The 21100-nt window shown below is 71.8% G+C and carries 22 protein-coding genes and 1 tRNA gene; 13 read left to right on the top strand and 10 right to left on the bottom strand.

Annotation, left to right across the window (positions count from 1 at the left end):
- Positions 1 to 112: 112 nt before the first annotated feature.
- From ACWV17_RS01280 to ACWV17_RS01270, 3 genes are read right to left on the bottom strand one after another with little or no spacing between them, the layout of a single operon-like run.
- Positions 113 to 424 carry a DUF202 domain-containing protein gene (locus ACWV17_RS01280; protein ID WP_455358091.1) on the bottom strand — a complete coding sequence of 104 codons (312 nt, stop codon included), beginning with the start codon at positions 422 to 424 and terminating at the stop codon, positions 113 to 115.
- Entirely contained in the window at positions 421 to 816 is a 396-nt protein-coding gene (locus tag ACWV17_RS01275; protein ID WP_455354707.1) for a YidH family protein, read from the bottom strand. The genes ACWV17_RS01280 and ACWV17_RS01275 overlap by 4 nt, the downstream gene beginning before the upstream one ends.
- 35 nt (positions 817 to 851) lie before the next feature.
- On the bottom strand, positions 852 to 1256 hold the full coding sequence (locus ACWV17_RS01270; protein WP_455358090.1) for a DUF5997 family protein: 405 nt from the start codon (positions 1254 to 1256) through the stop codon (positions 852 to 854).
- Between the two features lie 58 nt (positions 1257 to 1314).
- Here ACWV17_RS01270 and ACWV17_RS01265 point away from each other — a divergent pair, with 58 nt between their 5' ends.
- Positions 1315 to 2088 carry a LysR family substrate-binding domain-containing protein gene (locus tag ACWV17_RS01265; RefSeq protein ID WP_455358089.1) on the top strand — a complete coding sequence of 258 codons (774 nt, stop codon included), beginning with the start codon at positions 1315 to 1317 and terminating at the stop codon, positions 2086 to 2088.
- A 39-nt stretch (positions 2089 to 2127) separates the two neighbouring features.
- On the opposite strand, the gene ACWV17_RS01260 is transcribed toward ACWV17_RS01265, so the two are convergent.
- The gene (locus ACWV17_RS01260; RefSeq protein WP_455358088.1) at positions 2128 to 2634 is read right to left on the bottom strand and encodes an NUDIX domain-containing protein; all 507 of its coding nucleotides are present in this window, start codon (positions 2632 to 2634) and stop codon (positions 2128 to 2130) included.
- Positions 2635 to 2732: 98 nt separating this feature from the next.
- On the opposite strand from ACWV17_RS01260, the gene ACWV17_RS01255 reads away from it, so the two are divergent.
- The 5 genes from ACWV17_RS01255 (at position 2733) to ACWV17_RS01235 (ending at position 8576) form a co-directional block, all read left to right on the top strand.
- Entirely contained in the window at positions 2733 to 4391 is a 1659-nt protein-coding gene (locus tag ACWV17_RS01255) for an FAD-binding dehydrogenase (RefSeq protein WP_455358087.1), read from the top strand.
- Positions 4392 to 4583: 192 nt separating this feature from the next.
- Positions 4584 to 5531, top strand: coding sequence for a hypothetical protein (locus ACWV17_RS01250; RefSeq protein ID WP_455354712.1), 948 nt, complete (start codon positions 4584 to 4586; stop codon positions 5529 to 5531).
- A 29-nt stretch (positions 5532 to 5560) separates the two neighbouring features.
- Complete coding sequence (locus ACWV17_RS01245) at positions 5561 to 7123, top strand: APC family permease (RefSeq protein WP_455358143.1); 1563 nt, start codon at positions 5561 to 5563, stop codon at positions 7121 to 7123.
- Between the two features lie 186 nt (positions 7124 to 7309).
- Positions 7310 to 7975: a molybdopterin-dependent oxidoreductase gene (locus ACWV17_RS01240; protein WP_455354751.1), complete on the top strand. Its 666-nt coding sequence runs from the start codon at positions 7310 to 7312 to the stop codon at positions 7973 to 7975.
- Positions 7959 to 8576, top strand: coding sequence for a cytochrome b/b6 domain-containing protein (locus ACWV17_RS01235; protein WP_455358086.1), 618 nt, complete (start codon positions 7959 to 7961; stop codon positions 8574 to 8576). The genes ACWV17_RS01240 and ACWV17_RS01235 overlap by 17 nt, the downstream gene beginning before the upstream one ends.
- 120 nt (positions 8577 to 8696) lie before the next feature.
- On the opposite strand, the gene ACWV17_RS01230 is transcribed toward ACWV17_RS01235, so the two are convergent.
- Together ACWV17_RS01230 and ACWV17_RS01225 are read right to left on the bottom strand one after the other, a co-directional pair.
- Positions 8697 to 9857, bottom strand: coding sequence for an RNA-guided endonuclease InsQ/TnpB family protein (locus ACWV17_RS01230; RefSeq protein ID WP_455358085.1), 1161 nt, complete (start codon positions 9855 to 9857; stop codon positions 8697 to 8699).
- A 158-nt stretch (positions 9858 to 10015) separates the two neighbouring features.
- On the bottom strand, positions 10016 to 10537 hold the full coding sequence (locus ACWV17_RS01225; protein WP_455358084.1) for a gluconokinase: 522 nt from the start codon (positions 10535 to 10537) through the stop codon (positions 10016 to 10018).
- A gap of 150 nt (positions 10538 to 10687) precedes the next feature.
- Here ACWV17_RS01225 and ACWV17_RS01220 point away from each other — a divergent pair, with 150 nt between their 5' ends.
- The gene (locus ACWV17_RS01220; protein WP_455358083.1) at positions 10688 to 11395 is read left to right on the top strand and encodes a FadR/GntR family transcriptional regulator; all 708 of its coding nucleotides are present in this window, start codon (positions 10688 to 10690) and stop codon (positions 11393 to 11395) included.
- A gap of 46 nt (positions 11396 to 11441) precedes the next feature.
- Here ACWV17_RS01220 and ACWV17_RS01215 read toward each other — a convergent pair.
- Positions 11442 to 11529, bottom strand: a tRNA-Leu gene (locus tag ACWV17_RS01215).
- Between the two features lie 145 nt (positions 11530 to 11674).
- Between ACWV17_RS01215 and ACWV17_RS01210 the strand changes: the two genes are divergently transcribed.
- The 3 genes from ACWV17_RS01210 (at position 11675) to ACWV17_RS01200 (ending at position 14447) form a co-directional block, all read left to right on the top strand.
- On the top strand, positions 11675 to 13018 hold the full coding sequence (locus ACWV17_RS01210; protein ID WP_455358082.1) for a M20/M25/M40 family metallo-hydrolase: 1344 nt from the start codon (positions 11675 to 11677) through the stop codon (positions 13016 to 13018).
- A gap of 157 nt (positions 13019 to 13175) precedes the next feature.
- Entirely contained in the window at positions 13176 to 13409 is a 234-nt protein-coding gene (chpH, locus tag ACWV17_RS01205; RefSeq protein WP_455358081.1) for a chaplin ChpH, read from the top strand.
- Positions 13410 to 13547: 138 nt separating this feature from the next.
- Positions 13548 to 14447, top strand: a complete 900-nt coding sequence (locus ACWV17_RS01200) for a chaplin (RefSeq protein WP_455358080.1) — start codon at positions 13548 to 13550, stop codon at positions 14445 to 14447.
- A gap of 66 nt (positions 14448 to 14513) precedes the next feature.
- Here the strand turns inward: ACWV17_RS01200 and ACWV17_RS01195 are convergent, their stop codons facing one another.
- Positions 14514 to 14702, bottom strand: coding sequence for a DUF5703 family protein (locus ACWV17_RS01195; RefSeq protein WP_005319466.1), 189 nt, complete (start codon positions 14700 to 14702; stop codon positions 14514 to 14516).
- 47 nt (positions 14703 to 14749) lie between these two features.
- On the opposite strand from ACWV17_RS01195, the gene ACWV17_RS01190 reads away from it, so the two are divergent.
- Entirely contained in the window at positions 14750 to 15394 is a 645-nt protein-coding gene (locus tag ACWV17_RS01190) for a hypothetical protein (RefSeq protein WP_455354721.1), read from the top strand.
- 28 nt (positions 15395 to 15422) lie between these two features.
- Here the strand turns inward: ACWV17_RS01190 and ACWV17_RS01185 are convergent, their stop codons facing one another.
- The gene (locus ACWV17_RS01185) at positions 15423 to 17897 is read right to left on the bottom strand and encodes a helix-hairpin-helix domain-containing protein (RefSeq protein WP_455358079.1); all 2475 of its coding nucleotides are present in this window, start codon (positions 17895 to 17897) and stop codon (positions 15423 to 15425) included.
- The gene (locus tag ACWV17_RS01180; RefSeq protein WP_455358078.1) at positions 17894 to 18877 is read right to left on the bottom strand and encodes an aldo/keto reductase; all 984 of its coding nucleotides are present in this window, start codon (positions 18875 to 18877) and stop codon (positions 17894 to 17896) included. Before ACWV17_RS01180 ends, ACWV17_RS01185 begins: the two co-directional genes overlap by 4 nt.
- 128 nt (positions 18878 to 19005) lie before the next feature.
- Between ACWV17_RS01180 and ACWV17_RS01175 the strand changes: the two genes are divergently transcribed.
- Positions 19006 to 20061 (top strand): LLM class F420-dependent oxidoreductase, encoded by a 1056-nt coding sequence (locus tag ACWV17_RS01175; protein ID WP_455354724.1) that lies wholly within the window; start codon positions 19006 to 19008, stop codon positions 20059 to 20061.
- Positions 20062 to 20296: 235 nt separating this feature from the next.
- Positions 20297 to 21085, top strand: coding sequence for a ferritin-like domain-containing protein (locus tag ACWV17_RS01170; RefSeq protein ID WP_455358142.1), 789 nt, complete (start codon positions 20297 to 20299; stop codon positions 21083 to 21085).
- The last annotated feature ends 15 nt before the right edge of the window (positions 21086 to 21100 follow it).

The raw sequence follows: 21100 nt of genomic DNA, 5'->3' as shown, positions 1-21100 counted from the left end.
TGCCGACCAGTCGGTATGCGCGTCCAGAGGGCCGGCCGAAGTCCCTCGCCGCCGGGGTGTGCGGCGCGTCACGTGCGACCGGTCGCGGTGCGGGCAGCCGGGGACGTACGCCTCAGCCCACCACCGCCACGGCGAACGCGGCGAGCGCGAGCGTGCAGGCCGCCACCGTGGCCGCGCCCCGCAGGGACAGCGGCGCCGGCCGCGCCGTCGCCAGGGCGAGGATGCGGCGGTGGGCCACCACCAGAAACCCCAGGCAGACCAGCGCGCTCAGCGCGGCCGCGACCAGGCCGCCCGCCGTGACCCGCTCGTGCAGGGCCTGCTTGCCCGCCAGTACGGCCACGACCGCGCAGGTCAGCGTCGTACGCCGCCAGGCCAGCCGGGTCCGCTCCGGCTGGAGGCCGGGATCCCGTACGCCGGCGGTCACCGGCCGGACCAGCCGAACAGCACGACCACCACCATCGCCACCGCGACCACCCCGACCGCGAGGCTCAGCAGCGTCGGGAAGCGCGACACCGGCAGATCCTCGCCGCGCCGCATCGCCCGCTCGCAGCGCATCCAGTGGTTCACCGCCCGCAGCGCGCACAGCGCTCCCGCGCCGAGCAGTGCGAGCGCCATGCCGACCCGGACGCCCCAGCGGAGGTCGGGCAGGAACTGGTCCACCGCGAAGCCGCCGCCCACCAGGGCGAGCGCGGTCCGGATCCAGGCGAGGAAGGTGCGCTCGTTGGCGAGCGAGAAGCGGTAGTCGGGGGTCTCGCCCTCCTCGCGGATGCGCTGGGGGGCGAACCAGAGCCGCAGGCTCCGCACAAACTCGGTCACGGCCGCACCCTACTGACGGCTCAGAGGTTCAGAGGTCAGGAGCGCGTCGGGCGGTCCTGATCGCCTCGCTCCGCGTTCTTCTCCTTGATGCGCACCGCTTCTTTCCGGACCTCGGCCTGGGTGGCACGTTCCCGCCGCAGCCACTCGGGGGCCTCCGCCTTCAGCGCGTCGATCTGCTCCGTGGTCAGCGCCTCGGTGACTCCGCCGCGCGCGAGGCCCGCGATGGAGATGCCCAGCTTCGCCGCGACGACCGGCCGGGGGTGCGGACCGTTGCGTCGCAGTTCCTGCAGCCACTGGGGCGGATCGGCCTGCAGCGCACTCAGCTCGGTGCGCGAGACGACACCCTCCTGGAACTCGGCGGGGGTGGCCTCAAGGTACACACCCAGCTTCTTCGCCGCGGTTGCGGGCTTCATGGTCTGGGTGGTCTGGTGCGACGTCATGGTGTCAAGAGTATCGAGCGTGTGCGCTACCTCCGACCACGGCCGGTAACCTGGCGGAGTGACAGGCTCGGAAGTAAACCCTCTGTTCCGGCTCGCGTACGTCCCGGGCGTGACGCCCACCAAATGGGTGCGGATCTGGAACGAGCGGCTGCCCGACGTCCCCCTGACCCTCGTCGCGGTGTCCGCCGCCGAAGCCCCCGGCCTGCTGCGGGCCGGCGGCGCCGACGCGGGCTTCGTACGGTTGCCGATCGACCGGACGGATCTCAGCGCGATCCCTCTCTACACCGAGACGACGGTGGTCGTGGTCCCGAAGGATCACGAGGTGACGGCGGTCGACGAGGTGTCCGCCGAGGATCTGGCCGACGACGTCGTGCTGCATCCCCTCGACGACACCCTCGACTGGGAGCGCCTTCCGGGACGGCCCGCGATCGAGCGCCCCGCCACGACGGCGGACGCCGTCGAACTGGTGGCGGCGGGAGTGGGACTGCTCGTGGTCCCGCAGTCACTCGCCCGGCTGCACCACCGTAAGGACCTCACGTACCGGCCGGTGTCGGACGCCCCCGAGTCGCGCATCGCGCTGTCGTGGCCGGAGGAAGAGACCACCGACCTCGTGGAGGACTTCATCGGGATCGTCCGCGGGCGGACCGTCAACAGCTCACGGGGCCGCGCCCCGGCCCCGGCGCAGCCGAAGCGCAAGAGCCCCGACAAGAGCCCCGACAAGGGCGGCGCACGGCGGACGCCCGCAGCCGGCAAGCCGGCCGGCAAGAGCCCACGGAGCGGTTCCGGCGGCCCCAAGGGCGGCAAGCGCGGCAAACCCCGCCGCCGGTCGTAGCGCGCCAGGCCTGCCCGGCGGATCTTGGCCGGACAGACCCTACCCGGCCCGGAACTCCCGCAGCCGGTGGTACGCCGCGAGCCCGTCCGGCGTCCACGCCCACTCCACCAGCCGCCGCTCCACCTCCGCCTCCGGCAGGAAGTCGTACCAGGCCACCTCCTCCACCTGCGGGTTCACCGGGAGGTCGCAGCGGACCTCGTAGACGTACGACCACCAGGTGTGCGTGCCGTCCTCGTACAGGAACTTGAACCGTGGGACCGGCCGTGGGAGCCCCGAGACGCCGAGCTCCTCCTCCGCCTCGCGCAGGGCCGCCTCGTCGTACGACTCGCCGGCGCCGACGACCCCGCCGACGAACATGTCGTACATCGAGGGGAAGACCAGTTTGGTCGCGGTGCGCCGGTGGACGAACACCCGGCCGTCCCCGTCCCGGGCCAGCACGAACACGCACCGGTGCCGGAGCCCCTTCGCGGTCGCCTCCCCGCGCGGCGCCCGGCCGACGACGCGGTCCTCCTCGTCGACGATGTCCAGGATCTCGTCAGCAGCCATGCGCCCATCCAATCAGGCGGTTACCGGCTGTTGACTAGTTACTCCCGCGTACAGAGGATCGGACCACCCACTCACTCCGCCCGGCAAGGATGGAACCCATGGCGTACGACGCTGATGTGATCGTGATCGGGGCCGGGCTCGCGGGCCTGGTGGCCACCGCCGAACTCGTCGACGCCGGGCGCACGGTGATCCTGCTCGACCAGGAGCCCGAGCAGTCGATCGGCGGTCAGGCGCACTGGTCCTTCGGCGGACTGTTCTTCGTCGGCTCGCCCGAGCAGCGGCGGCTGCGGATCAAGGACAGCCGCGAACTGGCCATGCAGGACTGGCTGGGCACGGCCGGCTTCGACCGCGCCGAGGACCACTGGCCGCGCAAGTGGGCCGAGGCGTACGTCGACTTCGCGGCGGGCGAGAAGCGGTCCTGGCTGCACCGCCGGGGGGTGCGGTTCTTCCCGGTCGTGGGCTGGGCGGAGCGTGGCGGGTACGACGCCAACGGCCACGGCAACTCCGTGCCCCGCTTCCACATCACCTGGGGGACCGGCCCGGGTCTCGTGGCGCCCTTCGAGCGCCGGGTGCGCGAGGGCGTGGCCAAGGGGCTCGTACAACTGAGGTTCCGGCACCGGGTCACCGGTCTCTCCCGCAGCGCGGGCACCCTCGACACCGTCAGCGGCGAAGTGCTGGAGCCGTCGACGGCCGAGCGCGGCACCGCGAGCAGCCGGGCGGTCGCCGGGTCCTTCGAGTTCCGCGCCCAGGCGGTGATCGTCACCTCGGGCGGCATCGGCGGCAACCACGACCTCGTACGCGCCCAGTGGCCCGACCGGCTCGGCAGCCCGCCCGAGAAGATGCTGTCCGGGGTGCCCGCGCACGTCGACGGGCTGATGCTCGGCATCGCGGAAGCGGCCGGCGCACGCCACATCAACAAGGACCGGATGTGGCACTACACCGAGGGCATCGAGAACTGGAACCCGATCTGGTCCAGGCACGGCATCCGGATCCTGCCGGGGCCTTCCTCGCTGTGGCTGGACGCGCGCGGCAAGCGCCTGCCGGTGCCGCTGTTCCCCGGTTTCGACACGCTCGGAACGCTGGAGCACATCACCAGGTCCGGGTACGACTACACCTGGTTCGTCCTCGACCAGCGCATCATCGGCAAGGAGTTCGCGCTGTCCGGCTCCGAGCAGAACCCGGACCTGACCGGCAGGTCCGTCCGCGACGTGATCAACCGCGCGCGCCTCGATGTGCCGGGCCCGGTACGGGCGTTCATGGACAACGGCGTGGACTTCGTTGTGGAGAAGGACCTGGGCGCACTCGTGCGCGGCATGAACGCGCTCACCAAAGAACCGCTCATCGACGAGGCCGAGCTGCGCCGCGAGATCACCGCACGCGACCGCGAGATCGCGAATCCGTTCACCAAGGACCTTCAGGTGATGTCGATCCGCGGGGCCCGCAACTACCTGGGCGACAAGCTGATCCGGACCGTCGCCCCGCACCGCATCCTCGATCCCAAGGCCGGTCCGCTGATCGCCGTACGGCTGAACATCCTCACCCGCAAGTCGCTCGGCGGTCTGGAGACGGACCTGTCCTCGCGGGTCCTGGCCGGGGACGGTCAGGCCCCGCTGCCGGGCCTGTACGCGGCGGGGGAGGCGGCCGGTTTCGGCGGCGGCGGGGTGCACGGCTACCGCTCGTTGGAGGGCACGTTCCTCGGCGGCTGCATCTTCTCGGGCCGGACGGCCGGCCGCGCCGCCGCACAGGCAGTCGGCTAGGGGGTGTCCGGACAGGGGGACACCCCTGGACAACATGGACCACATCCGTGCAGGTGAGAGGCAAGTGGGCGGTCCGTGTAGGTAGTTGAAGGCTCACCGGATTCCGGTCGGCCTTGACGGGGAGCGGTGACTACCGCTTTGCTGTGCGTGATCATTCGCTCGCACCCACACGTCGTAGAGGAATCCCCGCGGATGTCCCCGCCTCCGCCGCCCCTGGGCCGCCCCCGCAAGAGGGACACCCAGCTCTTCGACCCGGCGCTCGGTGACGCCGAACTCGTCACCGTACGAGGACAGTTCGCCCAGGGCCGATGGTCCAGGGCCCGTTCCCTGCTCGCCGAGACCGGCGACGACTGGGACCGCCGCGGCCACCGCGTCGTCGTCCTCGCCGAGGGCCAGGCTTCCGCCGCGTGGGCCGAGGAGTGGCTGCTCGCCGAGCCGGACAGCGCCGACGCCTCCGCCCTGCTGGCGTGCGCCACCGTCTTCCGCGCGCTGCGCGGCAAGGAGTCGCCCGAGCGTGCCGCCGAGGCCTGCCGGAGCGCCGCCGCCCTCGCTCCCGGCGATCCCACGCCCTGGCTCGGCCTGCTGATCCTCTCGCGCTCCTTCGGTACGGAGGAGGAGTTCGGGCGGCTCTTCGACCAGGTGCGCGCCCGCCACCGCGAACACCACCACGCCCACCACCTCATGGTCGCGCGCCTCGCCGAACGCCAGTCCGGCACGGGCCAGGACCCGCTGCACGAGGTGTACGACTTCGCCGCCTGGGCCGCGGAACAGGCACCGGCCGACTCGCCGCTCGCCGTACTCCCGGTGATCGCGCACGCCGAGCGGTACCGCGTCCTCGCCGCCGGCACCGAGCCCGGGAGCTCCGGGGTCTCGGAGCACTGGTCCGGACGGCGCGCCCGCCAGGTGCTGAAGTCCGCCTTCGACTGGTGGCTCGAATGGGAGCGCGAGGACCATCCGCGCAACCGGATCGACCTCAACTTCCTGGCCCACGCCAAGCTCTGCGAGGGCCGGCCCGCCGAGGCGGCCGCCCTCTTCCACCGCATCGGGCGGCACGCCACCCGTGCCCCCTGGTCCTACCCAGACCTGGACCCCCACAAGGCGTTCCTCGCCGCGCGCAACGCCGCGCTCGGCTCCGCATGATCCGCATATCCGGAAAGGACAACCCCGCCATGGCGACGGGCAGTTCGAGCACGAGCACGGGCGAGAGAACGGGTGCGAGTGACATCAGCACCTACAAGGGCCAGAACCGGGCGCTGCGCGCCGACCGCCTCGGCACGGCAGGTCTGCTGCTGTCCGTCCTCGCCGCCAGCGCGCCCCTGATGGTGGTCGCGGGTGTCATGCCCACCACATTCGGGGTGATGGGGATCGTCGGGCAGCCGCTGCTCTTCGTCATCCTCGGCGTCGTCCTGATGCTGTTCAGCGTCGGGTACGCCGAGATGAGCCGGCACGTCCACAACGCCGGCGCCTTCTACGCGTACATCGCCCGCGGCCTCGGCCCCACGGCCGGCGTCGGAGCCTCGCTGGTGGCCCTGGTCGCCTACAACGCGATGCAGGTCGGCGTCTACGGAATCCTCGGCTTCGAGATATCCGGCCTCTTCGCCACCTACCTGGAGATCGAACTCGCCTGGTGGATACCGGCGCTGGCTACCGCCGCGGTCATCGGCGTCCTCGGCTTCCTGAAGATCGACCTCAACGCCAAGGTGCTCGGCGTCCTGCTGATCATCGAATGCGCCCTGGTCGTCATCTTCGACATCGCCGCCGTGGCCGACCCCGGCAAGGAGGGCCTCTCCCTCCACGCCTTCAACCCCGACACCCTCACCGGCGCCGGACTCGGCACCGCCCTGTGCTTCTGCATCGCCGCCTTCGTCGGCTTCGAGCAGTCCCCGGTGTACGCCGAGGAGACCAGCCGCCCGCACATCGTCGTCTCCCGGGTGATGTTCCTCGCGGTCGGTTTCGTTGCGCTCTTCTTCGCCCTCAGCTCCTGGGCGCTGACGGTCGCGACCGGACCCGGCGCCGTGGTCGGGGCGTCCCGGGAGGCCGGGCCCGGCCTCCTCTTCGGCCTCACCGAGAGCCGCCTCGGCGGCACGTTCACCGACGTCCTGCACGTGCTGTTCGTGACCGGCATGTTCGCGGCACTGCTCAGCTTCCACAATGTCGTCGCCCGGTACGCCTTCGCGATGGGCCGCGAAGGTCTGCTGCCCGCCGCCTTCGGCCGGACCAGCCGCACCAGCGGCGCCCCGGCGACCGGCTCGCTCCTGCAGACCGCGATCTCGGTGATCGTCGTCCTGGCCTTCGCGCTCACGGACGACAAGCCGGTCGGCGACCCGACCGCCCCCGTGCTCCAGCTGTTCACCTGGATGGGCAACATCGGCGCCCTGGGGGTCATCGTGCTGATGGCCGCCGCCTCCTTCGCCGTCATCGCCTTCTTCGTACGTCGCGGAACCGCCCGTGCGCAGGCCGGACGGCTGGTCGCCTCGGCCCTGGCCGGACTGGCGCTCGTCGGCATCGCCGTCTACACCGTCAAGGACTTCGAGGTCCTGGTGGGGGCCGGCCCCGGTTCCGCGCTGAGCTGGATCCTGCCGGGCATCATCGGCGCGGCCGTGGTCGCCGGCCTGGTGTACGGAGCGGTGCTGCGGTCCGTGAAGCCGGACGTGCACGCCCGGATCGGGCTGGGCAACGAGGCGTTCCGGCTGGAGAAGGCGGCCGAGTCGGAATCCCGCGCCGAGGTCTGACGCGCGACGCGCGGCGGATGCCGGACGCACCGGCGAACCTGACGGAAGTCTGACGGAAGTCTGACGAGCACCCGCGGACCCTTGGCCATCGGCCCCCGCGGGTGCTCGAATCGTTCTGTGACCACAGAACAGCCCCCGGACGCCGATGGCCAGGGCACCCCGGTGGGGCGACGCCTGGTCCTGTCGATGCTGGGCCTCGGCGCCGCGGGCCTGGCCACCGCGCCGTACCTCCAGCGCGGACTGGAAGCCGCCCTCGGCGCGGCCGCCGACAAGGACCCCACCGGGCTCACCGGACTGCTGCCCAACGGCGGGGGATTCCGCTACTACTCGGTCGCGACCTCCGTCCCGCACCGCGGCCCGCAGAACTACCGGCTCACCGTCGACGGTCTGGTCGAGCGCCCCACGACGTACACCCTCGACGCGCTGCGGCGGCTCCCGCAGACCCGGATCGTGCGCGACGTCCAGTGCGTCACCGGCTGGCGGGTCCCGGACACCCCGTTCGAGGGGGTCACCCTCTCCCGGCTGCTCGACGCGGCCGGAGTGCGCCCGGAGGCCCGGGCGATCCGGTTCAGCTGCTTCGACGGCACGTACAGCGAGAGCCTCACGCTCCCGCAGGCCCGCCGCGCCGACGTCCTGGTGGCGCTGCGCATGCAGGACAAGCCGCTGAGCCATGCGCACGGCGGCCCGGCGCGTCTCTATGTCGCGCCCATGTACTTCTACAAGTCCGCGAAATGGCTCTCCGGCATCACCCTCACCCGTGACGTCGACCCCGGTTACTGGGAGGAGCGCGGTTATGACGTCGACGCATGGGTCGGCCGGTCGAACGGACGCGACGATGCCCCCACCGTCTGAACCGCCCCCGCGCATCGAGCGGTTCAGCCGCGCCGAGCGGCGGGTCCACCGCGCCACGGCCGCCCTCATGGGCGTGTGCGTGGCGACCGCGGCCTGTCTCTACGTACCGGAACTCGCCGAACTCGTCGGCCGCCGCCATCTCCTGGTCACCGTGCACGAGTGGTCCGGTCTGCTGTTGCCGGCGCCGTTCCTGCTGGGGCTGGCCTCCCCGGCGTTCCGGGCGGACCTGCGCCGCCTCAACCGCTTCGGCCGGCACGACCGGGTGTGGCTGCGGGCCGCACTGCGCCGCGACCGCCGTCCCGCCTCCCGGCCCGCCGGGAAATTCAACGCCGGGCAGAAGACGTTCGCCGCCTGGCTCGCCGGAGCCGTGCTGGTGATGCTCGGGACCGGGCTGCTCATGTGGTTCACCGGCTTCGCCCCGCTGGTCTGGCGGACCGCGGCGACCTTCGTCCACGACTGGCTGGCGCTCGCGCTCGGCATCGTGATCGCCGGGCATGTGGGCATGGCCCTGGCCGACCCGGAGGCCCGCCGCGGCATGCGCACGGGCACGGTCGACCGGGAGTGGGCCGAGCGCGAGCACCCGCTGTGGCGGCGTCGTTGACATGGGTCAACTTCTCGGCCCCAAAGGGACCGAGCTTGGTACTCGGTGCCTTTAGGCCTTGTCGCGCTCCCGACTGCCCCCTACGACAGGGCGGTCACGGGTCGCATCTCCCAGGGCGGGCTATGCCGGGTCTGGGACGGGTGCGTTGACGAACACCCACGCCGAGCGTGCGCGGTTGCGTACGTTGATCCCGGCGACGTGGTCGGCGGGCCCAGCGAGGCCGCATCGACGACAGAAGAAGTGGTCCCTGGATGGGCGGTTGTTCTTCGCGGTGTGCCCGCAGCGCGGGCAGCGCTGCGATGTATAGGCCGGATCCACCTCCAAGTACGGCACGCCTGCGCGGCGGCACTTGTACGCGACGAATGCGCCGAGCTGGTGGAACGGCCAGGAGGAGAGTCGTGCCCGCTGGTCGCGAGGGAGCCGTACCCGGTCGCGGATGCCATGGAGTTCTTCCAGGGCGATGCCGCGACCGGTGCGTGCTGCGACGGCGACGATCTCCTTGGAGACCTTGTGGTTGATGTGGGTGGCGTGACGCTGCTCGCGCCGCGCCCGCTTCTTGAGCCGACGGTTCGCGGAACGGGTCCGCTTGGCCTGCAACTCGGCCCGCTTGCGGGCCTGCCAGCGCCGGTACCGTCCGAGTCTGCGCCCCTGATAGTTGGTGCCGTCCGAGGTGGTGGCCAGGTTCACGATGCCCCGGTCCACACCGATCCAGTCGGTGGGCTCGAACGTGTCGGCCTCGGGTACCTCGCACGTCGCGATGAGGAACCACATGCCGTCTCGGTGGACGAGATCGCTCTCGCCCTGCCGGTGCCGGGTGAGCATCTTGAGAGCGTCGGGGGAGCAGACGAACCGAAGGCTCTTCAGGCGCCCGCCGGTGGTCCAGATTGACACCGTGCCAGCGTCGAGTTGCCAGGACAAGCATCGGTCATCAAAGGTGTGCGCCGCATCGGGGCGGAACGCGATCGGCTTGGACTCGGCCCTACGTCGCCGCTTGGAGCCTTCGGCTCCTAGGTTTCCGGCCCGGATGTTCCCCCGCAGCGTCGTGTACGCATCGGCCACCCGCTTGATCACATGCTGGGCGGCCTGCGCCCCAAGCCCACGGGCCTTGAGCTCTCCATAGGAGAGCTGGCGCAGATCAGGCACACGGGCCTTCAGTCCGAAGCGCTCGAAAGCCAGGGACGACACCTGGTTCGCGGCATCGTTGACCGCGTGGAGGGTCGCCGACAGTGCCGGTGCCTGTACGGCATCCGGCGTCAGCTTCACCTGCACAACGATCTTCACGTTGGTGATCGTACCATCACTTTCTGTTACTGTCCGGCCCTTTCGCGCACCCCGCTGCGCGGCCGCTGGCGTTGCGGCGGCGCTCCGTGCCGCCTTGCGTGAATCGGTTCCACTGGGCCCGCTGCCAGCATCTCTACGCTGAGGTCACGGTGCTTCCATTACTGGTCGAGCTGCTTGTCGAGCTGCCGCAGCGCGGCGACGGCCCGTCGGGTGATGGACTCAGGGGTGCCGGCGACATCGACGGCGACGCCGGCCTCGTCCTCCTGAAGCGGCTGGAGCGCGGCGTACTGCGAATCGAGCAGCGCGGTGGGCATGAAGTGGCCCTTGCGCTCCGCCATCCGTCGCTCGATCAGCTCGCGAGCGCCGGTGAGGTGGAGAAAGACGGCGTCGGGCGCCGCGGCCCGCAGCCGGTCGCGGTACATCCGCTTGAGCGCGGAGCTGCTCACCACGCCGCCCCGGCCGGCCCGGCTTCGGGCCCAGGCCCCGATGGCGTCCAGCCAGGGCCCCCGGTCCTCGTCGTCCAGCGGGATCCCGGCCCGCATCCTGGCGATGTTCGCCGGGGGGTGGAAGTCGTCGCCCTCGGCGTACGGGACGCCCAGCGCTTCGGCGAGCAGGGGACCGATCGTGGTCTTGCCGGTTCCTGCCACGCCCATCACGACGATGACGTGAGGGGTGCTCATGAGGGCCTCGCTGTCTTCACTGACCTCCGGCGTCGACATCCGACGTCGGTTCGTCGCGCCCAGGAAACCCATTAGGTACGACGTATTCAAGAGTCTGTGACATAAAAGTCGTACTTTTTCTTCCCGAGGGGCTCCCCGTACGCTTCTCCCATGACCACAGAGGGCCGGGGGCAGGGGCTTCACGCGCAGGTGCTGGAGTCGCTCGGGCCCGCCATCACGGGGGGCGAGTACCCGCCGGGCAGCATCCTGCGCACCGACGAGCTCGCGCAGCGCTTCGAGGTCTCCCGGACCGTCATCCGGGAGGCGATCCGGGTGCTGGAGTCCATGCACCTGGTCGAGTCCCGGCGCCGAGTGGGGGTCACCGTACGGCCCACCGAGGCGTGGAACGTCTACGATCCGCAGGTCATCCGCTGGCGGCTGGCCGGCGCCGACCGCCCGCGCCAGCTGCGTTCGCTGACCGTACTGCGGTCCGCCGTCGAACCGGTCGCGGCCGGACTCGCCGCCCACCACGCGACGCCCGCCCAGTGCGCACAGCTCACCGAGCACGCGCTGGGGATGGTCGCCACCTCGCGCGGACACCAGCTGGAGGGGTACCTGGTGCACGACGTCGCGTTCCACCGCGTGGTGCTCCAGGCCTCGGGCAACGAGATGTTCGCGCGGCTGGGCGATGTGGTGGCCGAGGTACTGACCGGCCGTACCCAGCACCGCGTGATGTTCGACGACCCGGACCCGGCCGCCGTCACGCTCCATGTCCAGGTCGCCGAGGCGGTACGGGAACGGGACGCGGCCCGCGCCGAACAGCTGACCAGGGAGATCGCCGTGGGGGCGCTGCACGAGCTGGACGTCCTGGTGCCGTGAGCGCCGTGGACAAAAGAAAAGACCCCACGTGACGTGGGGTCTTCGCTGGTGTCCGAGGGGGGACTTGAACCCCCACGCCCGATAAAGGGCACTAGCACCTCAAGCTAGCGCGTCTGCCATTCCGCCACCCGGACAAGGTGTCTGTCTCACGGCCCTGGGCCGTTCCGACGTGGAAAACCATAGCAAACATTCGGACCCGCTCGATCACACCCTTGGGGGAGGGGGCGGCTCGCGGGAGGATGGGCGGGTCCACCAGGAATGCCCGTGGGAGGAAGCAGCGTGACCGAGTCAAACACCGCCAGCCCGGCCAGTACCGCCAAGCCCGTATCCGGCGAGGACGAGGTCGTGGACCTCTGTCGCGAGCTGATCCGGATCGACACCAGCAACTACGGCGACCACTCGGGCCCCGGCGAGCGCGCCGCCGCCGAGTACGTGGCGGAGAAGCTCGCCGAGGTGGGGCTCGAGCCGCAGATCTTCGAGTCCCACCGGGGGCGTGCCTCCACCGTGGCCAGGATCGAGGGCGAGGACCCGTCCCGGCCCGCGCTGCTGATCCACGGACACACCGATGTCGTCCCGGCCAACGCCGACGACTGGACGCACCACCCGTTCTCGGGCGAGGTCGCGGACGGCTGCGTCTGGGGCCGCGGAGCCGTCGACATGAAGGACATGGACGCCATGACCCTCGCGGTCGTACGGGACCGGCTGCGCAGTGGCCGCAAGCCCCCGCGCGACATCGTGCTGGCGTTCCTCGCGGACGAGGAGGCCGGCGGCACGTACGGGGCGCGGCACCTCGTCGACCGGCACCCGGATCTGTTCGAGGGCGTCACGGAGGCGATCGGCGAGGTCGGCGGCTTCTCCTTCACGGTGAACGAGAACCTGCGGCTCTATCTGATCGAGACGGCACAGAAGGGCATGCACTGGATGCGGCTCACCGTGGACGGCACCGCCGGCCACGGCTCGATGACCAACAACGACAACGCGATCACCGAGCTCTGCGAGGCCGTCGGGCGGCTCGGCCGGCACAAGTTCCCGGTCCGGGTCACCAAGACCGTCCGGTCCTTCCTGGACGAGCTCTCGGACGCGCTCGGCACCCCGCTGGACCCCGAGGACATGGACGCGACGCTCGCCAAGCTCGGCGGCATCGCGAAGATCATCGGCGCGACGCTGCGCAACACCGCCGCCCCGACCATGCTCGGCGCCGGGTACAAGGTGAACGTCATCCCGGGGCAGGCCACGGCGCACGTCGACGGGCGTTTCCTGCCGGGCCACGAGGAGGAGTTCCTCGCCGATCTCGACCGGATCCTCGGGCCACGGGTGAAGCGCGAGGACGTGCACGGCGACAAGGCCCTGGAGACCAGTTTCGACGGCGACCTGGTCGACGCCATGCAGTACGCCCTCAAGGCGGAGGACCCGATCGCGCGTGCCGTCCCGTACATGCTCTCCGGGGGCACCGACGCCAAGTCGTTCGACGATCTGGGGATCCGCTGCTTCGGCTTCGCGCCGCTGAAGCTGCCGCCGGAGCTGGACTTCGCCGGAATGTTCCACGGCGTGGACGAGCGGGTGCCTGTGGACGGCCTGAAGTTCGGCGTTCGCGTCCTCGACCGATTTCTGGACAAGTGCTGACGTAAAAACTGCTGAAACGACACTCCAATAATCGGCAGCCTGTGCGCATGTGACTGAGAAGGGTGAATGGGGTCATGCACTCGTAGCCCCGTCACCTCCTCCTCGTTACAGGTGATGCGGTCCGCGGCTGGGACCGCATTGCCAACTAGGAGGAATAATGATCAAGAAGGTCGTCGCTGCTGCGGCTGCCACGGGTGGCCTCATTCTCGCGGGTGCGGGCATGGCCGTCGCCGACTCGGGTGCTCAGGGTGCTGCCGTGCACTCCCCGGGTGTCCTCTCGGGCAACGTGGTCCAGGCGCCCATCCACATCCCGGTGAACGCGTGCGGCAACACCGTGAACGTGATCGGGCTGCTGAACCCCGCCTTCGGCAACTACTGCCACAACGACTGACGTTGCCACAACCCGTGAGGGTGTGAATCCCCGTAGCCCCGGAGTGCACGCGATGCACTCCGGGGCCGCTGGTCATTTCCGCGTACGGGCAGGAAGTCCGGGCGCATTTCGGGACAGCAGAAGGCAGGGAACGAACCAATGCGACAGGTCACGCGCAAAGGCCTGATCACCGTGGCGGCCGCCGGTGGCGTCATCGCCCTGGGTGGCGGATACGCACAAGCGGATTCAGTGGCCAACGGCGGCTCCTCGAATTCACCGGGGGTGCTGTCCGGAAACACCGTCCAGGCCCCGGTGCACGTGCCGGTGAACGCGTGCGGCAACACCGTGAACGTGGTCGGGCTGCTCAATCCGGCCGCCGGCAACAAGTGCGCGAACACGGGCGCCTCGGGCACCTCGGGCGGCCGGAACGGTGGCGGCGCCAAGGCGGAGGGCGGGGCGGCGCACTCGCCCGGCGTCGGCTCCGGCAACCACGTCCAGGCGCCGGTCAGCGTCCCGGTGAACGCCTGCGGGAACACGGCGGACGTGGTCGGAGCGCTGAACCCGGCCACCGGAAACCGCTGCGCCAACGACTCCCAGGCCGGCACGCCGCCCGGCGGCTACCCGCCGGGCAAGCCGGGGCAGCCGGGCCCGGGGAAGCCCGGTAAGCCGGGCGAGCCCGGAAAGCCGGGGGAACCCGGTAAGCCGGGGGAACCCGGTAAGCCGGGGGAACCCGGTAAGCCCGGAGAGCCCGGTAAGCCGGGCGAGCCTGGCAAGCCGGGAGAGCCTGGGGAGCCCGGTAAGCCGGGAGAGCCTGGCAAGCCGGGGGAGCCCGGTAAGCCTGGCACGCCGGGCGGTGACAAGCCGGGTGACGGGAAGCCGGGGACTCCGCAGCAGCCCGGCGGGCCCTCCGAGCACGGCGGCCGGCCGGACACCGAGCCCCGGGGCATCGACGCCCTCGCGCAGACCGGCGCCGGCTCGCTCGGCCTGGCGATCCCGGCAGGTGCCGGGCTGCTGCTGGCCGGTGCGGTGATCTACCGCCGGGCGCGCGCCGCCGCGTAACACCACCGTCGGCGCAGCCGGAAGGGAGCGGGGCCCGCAGCCGCGGGGCCCGCTCCCTTCCACGCGTCACCAGGTCGCGCGCACCTGGCGGATGATCCGGCGGCGCAGCCGCACCCGGCGGCTGCCGTCCCGGTGCAGACTCAGTCGGTCCAACTCCCAGTGTCCGTACTCGGCATGGTCGGTGAGCAGACGGGTCGCCTCCTTGCGGGACACCCCGCGCGGTACGTACACGTCGACAAATTCGTATTCCGGCATCGCATCTATTGTGCGGGCAGCGGCCCGGTACGGATAGCGTCTGCCCTATGTCTGATGCTGCTCAGCCCACCGCTGCCGAGGTACGCGCCGCCGCCGAGGCGGTCAAAGCCGCGCTCGACCGTCACCTCGAGGCGGTCGAGCACCGGTCGGGAGACGACGATCCGGCCGTGTACGCCGCGTTCAACGAACTGGCCGCGGCGGCCGAGGAGTACGACGAACTGCTCTACGACCGCTACGACGAGGTGACCCCCTTCGAGATCCCCGGCACCGAGGACGCCCTGCCGTACACGGGGCCCGCGGAGCCCAGCGCGATCAGCGTGCTGATCCGGCGCGACTACGTGGTCGTGGAACCGCAGCGGCTGATCGCCCAGGCCGACCGGGTGGCGGCCGTCGACCGGGACGAGTGGCCTGCCGACGGGGCGGGCGTGGGTGCGGCGCTCGGGGTGCTCTTCGGGGAGTACGAAGCGGACGAGATCGCCTCCCGCCACAAGGAGTTCGGCCTGGAGGAGGGCGACGCCACCCTGTGGGTGTCGGCCGCCGACGAGCCCGCGGAGCCGGGGGAGTGGCTGAACGCACCGTTCGACGAGGCCGATCCGCAGCGGGTGCTGTGCCGGTTCGATGCCAGCTCCGTCTTCGACGACGAACTGGACGCCGAAGAGGAGACCCACCCCCGCCCGAACGCCGGCCACTGACCGCCGGTCCCGCCCATGGCCCGGCCGGTCACTCCTGCGGGGCGACCGGCCGGGTCTGGGGCAGCAGTAGCGTGCGGAGCCGGGTGGTGCGGGGCTTGGGGAGTGTTTCCGCCACCGCTTTCGGCAGCGCCTGGTCCACGCCGTGCACCACGGAAAGGTGGCGCTCGCCGCGGCCGAACGCCGTGTAGACCCAGTCCCGCGACAGCGCCTCGGCCGCGTCGCCCGGCAGCACGACCACCACCGCCGGCCAGCGCGTCCCGACCGCCTGGTGTGCGGTGAGCGCCCAGCCGTGCCGCACGGCCGGCTCCACGCGCTCCTTCGGCACGATGACCGCGGTGCCCTCGCAGTCCAGGTGCAGCCCCTCCGCGTCCGCCGTGACCACCGTGCCCGGCAGCGTACGGCCCGGCACTGGCGCGTAGGCCACACGATCGCCCGGGTCGAAGCCCCCGAAGCGGCCCGGACCCGGGTTGAGCCGCTCTTTGAGGGCAGCGTTCAGGGCGCGCGTCCCCGCCGAGCCGCCGTGCCCCGGGGTGATCACCTGCGTACTCTCCGGCGGTACGCCGATCGCCCGCGGCACCGAGTCGGCCACCAGTTGCACGGTGCGGTGGACGGCCTCCCCGGCGTCCCGCACCGGCACGATGACGACCTCCTTGCCCGGCGCCGCCACCTGGTTCAGCTCACCGATTCCGATGCCGGAGACCAGCTCGCCGAGCGGGCCCGGGTCCGGCGTACGGGAGGTGACCTGCGGACAGACGCGGGCAGCCAGCAGATCGGCGAACACCCGGCCGGGCCCCGCCGACCCCAGCACGCCGGGGTCGCCGCTGAGGACGAGCCGGGCCCCGTCCGGGACCGATTCGACCAGGGCCGCGGCCGCCTCCACGTCCAACTGCGGCGCGTCCAGCAGCACCAGCAGGTCGAGGGCGAAGGTGCCCTCGGCGTCCCTCCCCGGCCCCTCGCTCCCCGCCAGCAGTCCGGCGACGGTGGCGGTGGCGGGGCCCGCGCCGGCTGTCGCCGCCCGACGCTGGCCGTCCCTGGTGTGCGCCGCCGCGCACACCCGGAGGCCCAGCGCGTGTGCCGCGGCGACCAGCGCCACCGGCTCGGCCCGGGAGGCCTCGCCGCCGGTGTGCGTGACGAGTCCGCTGCCGGCGACGGCACGGATCAGCTCGGCCGCGGAGGGCGACGGCGCGGTGGAGGCGGCCGCCTCCCACCGCTCCGGGGTGGGGCCGGCCGCCGCCCCGTCCTTTCCTGCGTCCGCGGTGCCGGCTCCGAGCACAGCACCGGCTCCGCCGCCGAAGGTGTTGGTGAGGCGCGCCAGCCCGTCGGCGAGGCTCTCCTCCGCCACGGCGTACCGCTCGAGCCCGATGAGGACCGGGACAGGCTGCTCGGCGGTCTCACCGGAGTCGGCCGGCGTGTCGGCCGGTGTGTCCTGGAAGACCAGCACGCTCCCGTCGGCGATGGCGGCCTGCACGGCCTCGTCCGGTGCCGGCACCGCGTACTGGGCGAGGGCGCCCGAGAGCACCGCGGACTCGAGCGCGGTGTGGCCCTTGGCGGCGGCCTGTTCCAGCAGCCAGCCCACCAGCGCGGTGGTACGCCGCTCGTCGCCGGGCCCGCATTCCGTGCCGAGCAGCGCCCGGGCGAATCCGTCGGCCTGCGTCGGCCGTACGCCGCTCACGGCGAGGAGCTGCCAGGGGTCCTCCCGCAGCAGCTGGGCGGCGCCGTCCCCGAGCACGGCGGCGACCTGCGGCGCGAGTGCGGCGGGTGCGCCGCCCTGGGTTAGTACCCCCTGCACGGCCTCGACCGCACCGGCCGCGGTGGCCGGGCGGGCCTGCCGGGGAGGCGCCGTCGGCGTGGCGGGCCGGCGCGGTGCCGGGGTGGGCGCCTCGGAGTACGCGGCGGGAGGTTTGGCCCCGCTCTCCACCGCCCGTACGGCGGCGAGCAGATCGGCGGCGGTCCCGCTGAGCTTGGCCCCGGCTTCGACGGGAGTCCCCCGCTCGGCCTTGCGCTGCTCGATGCGCTCGTGGAGCGCCCGCTGCGCGGCCAACTCGGCCTCGGCCTCGGACACCGCCCCCTCCGCCGCACCGGTGTCGTCCTGTCCGGCACCGGCCAGGTCCCCACCGCCCCCGCCGGCGTCCTTATCGGCGGCGTCCGCGCCGTCCCGCGGAGTACGGCCCTCGTCTTCGCCGGCGCCGGCCCCGCCCGGCGCGATGCCGGCGCCTTCAGGGGCGGTGCCCGACTCGCCGCCGTCGCCCTCGCCCGAGCCCGCGCTCGTCGCGGAGCCGTGAGTGTGCCGGCCGGTCCCGTCGCCCTCGGCGTCCCCGCCGTCCCGCGCGGCACGGCCCTCGTCCTCAGCACTGCCCGGCCCACCGTGCGCGCCGCTGTCGCCCGAGCCGGCGCTCGTCGCGGGGCCGTCGTCGGCGCGGGCGGTGTTCGGCGCGGGCTCGTCGCCCGTGGCGTTCTCGGCCTCCGCGGCGGCAGCCGTATCCTCCTCGCGCTCCGTACTCACAGCGTGCTCCAGTCCTGGTCGGGGTAGCGGTGCACGGGCGCCGACACGTCGTCCAGCGCCTGGCAGATCTCGTCAGGAAGACTAAGCGCCTCCACTGACAACGCCGCCGTGAGCTGCTGTGCGTTGCGTGCGCCGACGATCGGGGCCGTGACTCCCGGCCGGTCGCGGATCCAGGCGAGCGCCACCTGGAGCGGAGTGACCGCCAGGCCGTCCGCCGCCGTGGTCACCGCGTCCACGATCCGGCTCGCCGCGTCGTCGAGGTACGGGGCGACGAACGGCGCCAGGTGCTCCGACGCCCCGCGCGAATCGGCCGGCGTGGCATGCCGGTACTTCCCGGTCAGCACGCCCCGGCCGAGCGGCGAGGAGGGCAGCAGCCCGATCCCCAGGTCCAGGGCGGCCGGCAGCACCTCCCGCTCCACGCCGCGCTGGAGCAGCGAGTACTCCATCTGCGTGCTCGCGAGCCTGGTCCGCACCCCGGGCGCGGCGAGCTGCCAGGTCGCCGCCTTCGCCAGCTGCCAGCCGCAGAAGTTGGACACGCCCGCGTACCGCGCCCGCCCGCTGCTGACCGCGAGGTCCAACGCCTGAAGCGTCTCGTCCAGCGGCGTCGTCGGGTCGAAGGCGTGCACCTGCCACAGGTCGACGTAATCCGTCCCGAGCCGCTCCAGCGAAGCGTCCAGCGCGGCCAGCAGATGCCCGCGCGAGCCGTTGAAGCGCCGGTCGGGGTCCGGCACGCTGCCCGCCTTGGTCGCGATGACCAGATCGCGCCGCGGCACGAGCCCCTCCACAAGCTGCCCCAGAAGGTACTCGGCGTCGCCGTCGCCGTACACGTCCGCGGTGTCGACCAGGGTCCCGCCGGCCTCCCAGAAGGCCTTCAGCTGATCCGCGGCGTCGTGCTCGCCGGTGTCCCGGCCCCAGGTGAGGGTGCCGAGCCCGATCCGGGATACGCGCAGGCCCGTGCGGCCGAGGTGCCTCTGCTCCATGAGCGCTGAGATTACTGGCCAGGGGCCTACGCAGTGGGAGCCTGTGGACAAGTGCCGACTGACGGATCGCGCCGCGCGCGCTAGAGTCCCCCGCAACAAGGACGTTACTGATCGGTAAGGGGAGTGCTATGCGGCTCGGTATCAACCTCGGCTACTGGGGCGCGGGGATGGACGGCGACAACCTCGCGGTCGCCAAGGAGGCGGACAAGCTCGGCTACTCGGTCTGCTGGGCCGCCGAGGCGTACGGCTCCGACGCCCCCACCGTCCTCGCCTGGGTGGCTGCCCAGACCGAGCGCATCGACGTCGGCTCCGCCATCCTCCAGATCCCGGCCCGCCAGCCGGCGATGACCGCGATGACCGCCGCCACCCTCGACTCCCTCTCCGGCGGCCGCTTCCGGCTGGGCCTCGGCGTGTCCGGCCCGCAGGTCTCCGAGGGCTGGTACGGCGTCAAGTTCGACAAGCCGCTCGCGCGCACCCGCGAGTACGTCGACATCGTCCGCAAGGCGATGACCCGCGAGCGGCTCTCGTACGAGGGCGAGCACTGGACCCTCCCGCTGCCCGGCGGCCCCGGCAAGCCGCTCAAGCTGACCGTCCACCCGCAGCGCGAGCACATCCCCCTCTACATCGCCGCGATCGGCCCCAAGAACCTCGAGCAGACCGGCGAGATCGCCGACGGCGCCCTGCTGATCTTCCCGTCCGCCGACCACCTCGAGGACACCGCGATCCGGCACATCCGCGCGGGCCGCGAGAAGGCGGGCAAGACCCTCGACGGCTTCGACGTCTGCCCGACGCTGCCGCTGGCCGTCGGCGAGGACAAGGACGTCGGCGCGCTGGCCGACATGTTCCGTCCGTACACCGCCCTGTACGTCGGCGGCATGGGCAGCCGGAAGCAGAACTTCTACAATCAGCTCGCCCAGCGCATGGGATACGAGAAGGAAGCCGCCGAGATCCAGGACAAGTACCTCTCCGGCGACAAGGACGGCGCGGCCGCCGCCATCCCGCACCAGCTCATCGACTCGACCACGCTGCTGGGCTCGGTCGACCGGATCGCCGAGCGGATGCAGGCCTACGCCGCTGCCGGGGTCACCACACTGACGCTGGCCCCGGCGGGCTTCACGCTCGACGAGCGGCTCACGGCCCTGCGCGCCGGCACCGAGGCCCTGGAGCGGGCCGGACTCGCGTAACGGCAAGGCCGGCCGGGCAACGGCCGGCCGGGAAGTCTGCGGCCGTGGTGGGGGCTCGGGGGGTCTTCCCCGCCACGGCCGTCATGGGTAACAACGCGCGGAAGCCCGCTCGGTTACGCGACCGGACGCGCCGCTGTGTCCCTCGTTCGGCGGACTGGTCCGACACAGGTATTGCCCGCCACCCGTATCCGCATTTGACTCGTCCTTTGCGGATACCTGTATGGAGGTGGCAGTGATGCTCTCGGCCCGAAGCCTGTTCCAGGAAATCCTCGGTGATGACGACTCCTTCCGGCTCTTCTGTTCCATCGCGGCCAGCGGCGAAACGCAGGGCGGATGGGAGAACGCCAGGATCGCCGCCCTCGTACCCCCGAGCATGAGCGCCCTCGCGCCGAAGATCACCCGGCACGGTGCCGACGAGGACAAGCACGGCCGGATCTTCAACGCCCTCCTGAAGAAGCGCAACCTGCAGCCGGTCCCGGTCCCGCCCGAGACCGACTACACGATGCTGCTGGAACAGGGCGGCATCGGCCTGGCCCACGACAAGCTGCGCCGGGACGAACCGCTGACCGAGGAGGACATCGTCGTCTACCTCGCGCACAGCCGGGTCACCGAGCAGCGGGCGGCCGACCAGATGGACATGCTGGTGAAGTACTTCGGCGACCACCCCGAGGTCGGCCGGGCCATCAGGATGATCAGCGACGACGAGGACAATCATCTGGCCTACTGCCACGAGGAGTTGCTGCGGCTGGCCCGGCAGGGGCACGGCCGCACCATCCACCGTGTACTGCGGGAGAGCGCCCTCGCCGAGACCAGGATCTACCGCGACGTGAGCCTGGCCGTCATGGAGCAGATGGGCCGCATCCTGCACTGGCCCAGGACGAAGTCCGCGGTCCTCGCGGCGGGGATCCACGCCATGTACGCGTACGAGCGGTTCGGCGGCTGGCACCGGATGGTGCGCCTGGCCCGGCCCGCCCGGCGCGACGCCCTGGGCGGACCGGAGACCTCCGCGGCGGAGTTCGCCTGAGCCCGCGGCGGAGTT

Source organism: Streptomyces mabaensis (genome assembly GCF_053763515.1).
This window is presented reverse-complemented; position numbering and strand designations above follow the sequence as displayed.